This is a genomic window from Vibrio cincinnatiensis (assembly GCF_022113815.1).
Lineage (GTDB): Bacteria > Pseudomonadota > Gammaproteobacteria > Enterobacterales > Vibrionaceae > Vibrio > Vibrio cincinnatiensis_A.
In genome coordinates this window covers 1-5,661 of record NZ_SGOM01000024.1, presented here as the reverse complement: position 1 = coordinate 5,661, position 5,661 = coordinate 1, and the positions used below count along the sequence as shown (strand labels likewise).

Annotated in this window: 4 protein-coding genes and 1 pseudogene; 3 read left to right on the top strand and 2 right to left on the bottom strand. The window is 38.7% G+C overall.

Going from position 1 to position 5,661, the window contains the following annotated elements:
- On the bottom strand, window positions 1-164 hold a 164-nt coding region (locus tag EXA13_RS16025), incomplete at its 3' end, for a ParD-like family protein (RefSeq protein ID WP_238134033.1).
- A gap of 670 nt (window positions 165-834) precedes the next feature.
- On the opposite strand from EXA13_RS16025, the pseudogene EXA13_RS16015 reads away from it, so the two are divergent.
- A pseudogene (locus EXA13_RS16015) lies at window positions 835-1,370 on the top strand (cysteine hydrolase family protein).
- A gap of 316 nt (window positions 1,371-1,686) precedes the next feature.
- Here EXA13_RS16015 and EXA13_RS16010 read toward each other — a convergent pair.
- Entirely contained in the window at window positions 1,687-1,875 is a 189-nt protein-coding gene (locus tag EXA13_RS16010) for a hypothetical protein (RefSeq protein WP_238134031.1), read from the bottom strand.
- A gap of 1,876 nt (window positions 1,876-3,751) precedes the next feature.
- Between EXA13_RS16010 and EXA13_RS16005 the strand changes: the two genes are divergently transcribed.
- Window positions 3,752-4,429: a hypothetical protein gene (locus EXA13_RS16005; RefSeq protein ID WP_238134030.1), complete on the top strand. Its 678-nt coding sequence runs from the start codon at window positions 3,752-3,754 to the stop codon at window positions 4,427-4,429.
- A gap of 712 nt (window positions 4,430-5,141) precedes the next feature.
- On the top strand, window positions 5,142-5,444 hold the full coding sequence (locus EXA13_RS16000) for a hypothetical protein (protein ID WP_238134029.1): 303 nt from the start codon (window positions 5,142-5,144) through the stop codon (window positions 5,442-5,444).
- Window positions 5,445-5,661 lie beyond the last annotated feature (217 nt).

Sequence of the window (5,661 nt, the reverse complement as noted above, 5' to 3'; positions counted from 1 at the left end):
GCTTGTCTCACAAATTCATAAGGCAGATCTGGATTGTCTTCCATCATTTCGCCGATTTTAGCCCAATGCTCAATTTGCTTAGGCGTTGTACGATTCAGAGCTTTAGCCATGATAGCTGCTTTATCGACGAGTTCTTGATCAAGACGTATGCTTGCAGTTGACATGATATAATCCTCTTGTAAGTTTTAAATGATTGTAGCGCAATGCTACATGGGTAGCAATGTGAATCATAACAAAGCATTCAAGAGGGACAGTCAACGCTTGGCAGTTTTGGTTTGGTTGGTATTTGAGGTTACGGTTGGTTAATTTGATCGCAGTGGTTTGCGTTGCCTGCCCCTTAATGCGGCGTTAGCTTAAAACAATTAAAATCAATTGGTTGTGGTCTTTTTTTTCCTTTGGCTATTCGTTCTGGTTTCTCGGCAAATCAGCATTGTTTGTCAGCGTGAGTTTCGAGCAGTTGCCTCAATTGAGTTTTGGGACTGCGCGAGGTTAGCTAGTTTTGCTCAAAGTCGCTTTGGAAGTTTTGCTTTCGCTTTGAGTTCTCCGAAGATGAATTCTCAAAATTTACTAGTTTCAAAGCAAATGAACGGCCACAAAGTTTGAGTCAATTCGGGTTTTAAAACTCAAGTAGTTTGTTGGTTTCCCAAATCGGGTTAATCTGAGTTTTTGTAAATCTAAGGTGCTGAAATTTAAGCTAACAAACTGCTTAAGAGGGATTCGCAATGCGTGGCATTTTCAGCATGCGTTGGGTTTTGTGATTCAGGCGGTGTGCGGTAGCTTTTACAGTGCATTGCTCACCCCTTAGCAGGGCGTTAGCCCTATCAGAGGAATATTATGAAATCTGCGGTTTTAGTGATCGATGTTCAGTCGATTTTATTTGATCCAGAACCACGCCCATTTGAGTCACAATTGGTGTTGGAAAAATTAATGCCGTCACTGAATCAGCTCGAAGTTACTCAATCCCAGTCATTTTTATTCAACATGAACAGCCTAATACAGGCATTGAGTACGGTTCAGATGGTTGGAAATTACAAGCAAGTTTAGTGATAGAGTCCAGTGACTTATTTGTACGCAAGACAACTCCAGATTCGTTTCTGCATACCAATCTCGAGAAAGTATTAAAAGAGCTTGAAGTTGAGCGCGTACTTTTATATGGTTACGCGTCAGAGTTTTGTGTTGATACGACAGCTCGTCGAGCAGCAGGTCTTGGCTATCATATAACATTGATAGCTGATGCGCATACGACTCACGATAAAATGCATGCAACTGGTGCAGAAATACGAAAACATCATAATTCGACCTTGCCGAATATCTCGAGTTTTGGCGTGAAAATTGAAGCGATTCCATTTGATAGCATTTGGCCATCATAGGGCTAACAAACGCCTCAAGAGGGACTGTCAACGCGTGGCGTTTCCAGTCCCATTGAGCCGCGATGGTTATGGTTGTTGTGTTTGAGTTTTGTGTTATGCGTTGCCAGCCCCTTAGGCGGGCGTTATGCAACAGTAAAGAAAACGATCGCAATTTATTGATAATTAAGCTGTTTCTATGTTTTATTGTATTTTGATTCTGATTTCTAATTTATTCGATAGGTACTTTTAACTCATTATTTAAATTGGTTATTTTTCAGTTTTGAAAATCAGTTTTATTCATATTGATTTAGTCCTCGGCTTCTTGTTCTTCGAGTCTTTATTCAGCACTTAATAGTAAAACGGGTTTACGTTCAGTTTGTCTATCGTCATGATCCGCAGAATCAAGAGGCTTTCGTTGTTGCCAACGTTTTTCTATTGGGTCAATGCTGGCTTTTCGTGTAAGTTTAAGAATATCTACCAATGCTATTCTTTGGTAATATTTTGAATTATTTGGTAAATGTTGCATAACAAACGCCTCAAGCGGGACTTCCAACGCTCGCCACTTTTGGCTTTAATGAGTTTTGAGGTTGCGGCTGGTTAGTTTTAGTGCGGTTGTTTGCGTTGTCAGCCCCTTAGGCGGGCGTTAGGCGATGTTCGTCCGAGAAGATAACTAATTGATTGATTCTTAATTATATTTTTCTCAATAGTTTTTGAATCCATCAAGGTTATTTCCGCAGAGAAAATGTCATAAATTTTTTGTTCTCAGAGCTGGTAAAGATCGAGTCTGCTCGTGTTTGATAAGTTTTGTACTTCTTATTCTTCGAATCTTAAGGTCATCCTTAGCGGTTGAGTGATTTTGCGATTAGCTTGGTGGCAGTGATTTTTTCTTTGAACTAGACCATGAGTTTCGTTCTTGGCAAGTGAATATTACTGGGTCAATGCTAAGCTGGCGCAGGGAAAAATCATGAACATGCCCGTGTTTAAAGGGTTCGCAGCATTCTGATAAAGAATTCGAAAGCGAAAAATCCGGATAGATTGAATAGTTTGAATCGAGTTGATTTTTATGGTTGATTAAAATCAATGAGTTACAATTTTGGGCTATTTATCTAATAGGCTCGTTGTGAAGTTTTTGACCAGCTTTGAGCCCTTATTTAGCAAGGATGTTCATGATTTTTCCCTGAGCTGGCGTGTGATTTCAAGTTGAGTTGTTTAGACGATTCTTTGGTAATGTATTGAAATTATTTGTAAAAATCGCCTAACAAACAGCTAAAGCGGGACTTCCAACGCTCGCCATTTTTGGCTTTAATGGCTTTTGAGGTTACGGCTGGTTGGTTTAGTATGGTTGTTTGCGTTGTCAGCCCCTTAGCTGGGCGTTATGTAACCGTAGAGAAAAAGATCGCAATGTATTGAAATTTAAAGTGTTTTTATCCTTTTGTATTTTAAGGTGAGCTTCTGCTTTTCATGTTTGATACTTTTAACTGATTGTTTTAATTGGTTATTTATACGGTTTGTAAAGTTAGTCTTATTCATGTTGATTTGGTTTTCGTCTTCTTGTTCTTCGAGTCTTTATTCAGCGCTTACTGGTGAAGCGGGTTTGCGTTCAGCTTCTCTATANTCATGATCTGCAGAATCAAGTTACTTTTGTAGTTGCCAGAGTTTTTTCTACTGGGTCAATGCTGACTTTTCGTGTAAGTTAAATCGTGTTTGGCGATGCTGTTTTTGTTAATGCTTTGAAATGATTAGTAAAGTTACATAACAAAGCATTCAAGAGGGACAATCAACGCGTGGCATTTTGGGTTCGGGTTGGCATTTGAGGTTACGGCAGGTTAGTTTGAGCGCAGTTGTTTGCGTTGCTTGCCCCTTAATGCGGCGTTATGTAACTGTAGCGGAAAAGATTGCAATATATTGAAATTTAAAGTGTTTTTATCCTTTTGTATTTTAAAATGAACTTCTGCTTTTCATGTTTTATACTTTTAACTGATTGTTTTAATTAATTATTTATACGGTTTGTAAAGTCAGTCTTATTCATGTTGATTTGGTTTTCGTCATCTTGTTCTTCAAGTCTGTATTCTGAACTTAATGGTAAAGCGAGTTTGCGTTCAGCTTGTCTATAGTCATGATCCGCAGAATCGAGTTGCTTTTGTGGTTGCCAGAGTTTTTTCTACTGGGTCAATGCTGACTTTTCGTGTAAGTTAAATCGTGTTTGGCTATGCTGCTTTTTGTAATGATTTGAAATTATTAGTAAAGTTACATAACAAAGCATTTAAGAGGGACAATCAACGCGTGGCAGTTGTGGTTTGGATGAGCATTTGAGGTTAAGGCTGGCTAGTTTGAGCGCAGTTGTTCGCGTTGCTTGCCCCTTAATGCGGCGTTAGCTTTTTATCATAAATTAAGGAGCAAATTTGGACGATAAATTAGATCGCTATGCTTTTCACGTGTTCCGAGATATGGCTGATAAAGACTATATTGCCGCACGGTTATGCTATAAATCTCGATTAATGCCTCAATTTCTCTGGCAGGGACTTCAAGCTGTTGAAAAATATATCAAGTGTATCTATTTTTTACAGCGCATACCTTCCAAAAAATTGAGCCATAACATAGTGAAAGGGCTAGACAAAATCCTTTTCGAGTTTCCTCACGTTTTACCAAAGATGACAGAGGATAGTTATGAGTTTACGAAGCTATTGCATTCATTTGGGAAATATCGTTATTTAGAGAAAGGCTATAATGCACACAGTGAATATTTAATATATCTAGATCGACTAGTAGCTGAGTTGCGTTGTTACTGCACTCGTGAAGCCCCGGAAGATCATAGCCAATTTAGATATTTTCATATTGAGGGTGGGGAACTAGAAAATATCTTAGCAAATGAAGATGACAAAGCGTTTGAGGCTTTGACTTGGGAAAATGGTTTTTTTGGTGTTGAAAAGCGTAACCAAGTCGCACTACAAAAATTTATGATAGCTGAAAGACCAGCTTTAGTTCATGAACCAGAACTATTAACGGAAATTCAAAAGTTAATACACCTTCCCAAAGAGATAGTTGAAGTTTACAAGCAAATGGCAAGCACCAAAAGCTAACAAAGCGTTTAAGGCAGATTCGCAACGCTTGGCATTTTAGGTTTACTTCATTTTTAGTGTCTATGGCACAATGGTTTAGGTTAGGTGGTCGCGTTGCTCACTACTTAACGCGGCGTTAGGCGATGTTCGTGAAATTAAACAAATCATTCGTTGATTCTTAATCGTGATTCTTTGAATTATTTCATTTAATCAATAAGTTGTTGGAGTTATCAAGTTAGTAGCCAAAGAAAATATTATCAATTTTCTGTTCTCATAAAAGTTAACGATCGAGTCTGTTCATATTTGATAAGCTTTGTGCTTCTCGTTCTTCGAGTCTTAAGTTCATCCTTAACAGTTGAGTGATTTTGCGATGAGCTTGGTGGTCGTGATTTTTTCTTTGAAGTAGACCATGAGTTTCGTTGTTGGCAAGTGAATATTACAGGGTCAATGTTAAACTCACATGTTGTTTTAATTTGGTTTGTTCTGATGTTTCTTTGGTAAGGGATTGAAATAGTTTATAAAATCGCCTAACAAAGCATTTAAGAGGGACAATCAACGCGTGGCATTTTGGGTTCGGGTTGGCATTTGAGGTTACGGCAGGTTAGTTTGAGCGCAGTGGTTTGCGTTGCTTGCCCCTTAATGCAGCGTTATGTGTCACTGAGCTCTATTGGCAAGTGAGTTGTAGAAAATTGGTCTAAGCTTTGGATGAAATTATCTCAAACGAGGCTGGAAAATGGATGAATTTGATGACAATGAAAAGCTATTAAATGATCAGGCTATCCAACTTTTGGTAGATCTAGGTTATATCGAAAAAGACTCTGCGCAACATGGTGTCCTGAAACAATATCTTGGGAAAGGGTATGGTTCGCTTTCGGTAAAACAAAGATATCACTTTCATGAATCAGTGGAGCCCTTATTAAATCAAACATGTGCAATCTGCGGTGAACAACTGTCTTTGGATGACCTAACCTCGGAACTGCATGAAGCTGAAAAATTATGCGGGCACCATCGTTGGCAAATAAGTGAAGATGATTAGCTGTGAGAAAACTGAGTTCAGAAACATAACAAAGCATTTAAGAGGGACAGTCAACGCTTGGCAGTTTTGGTTTGGTTGGCATTTGAGGTTAAGGCTGGCTAGTTTTAGTCTAGTTGTTTGCGTTGCCTGCCCCTTAATGCGGCGTTATGCTTAATCACCAAAAATCAGTGGTTTATGATTGTTCTTTGTTCCCTTGGCTTGTGAGTTTCGTGCTCGT

Coding starts and splice junctions, on each gene's coding strand:
- EXA13_RS16000 (WP_238134029.1), top strand. CDS start 5,142: ATGGATGAATTTGATGACAATGAAAAGCTATTAAATGATCAGGCTATC.
- EXA13_RS16010 (WP_238134031.1), bottom strand. CDS start 1,875: ATGCAACATTTACCAAATAATTCAAAATATTACCAAAGAATAGCATTG.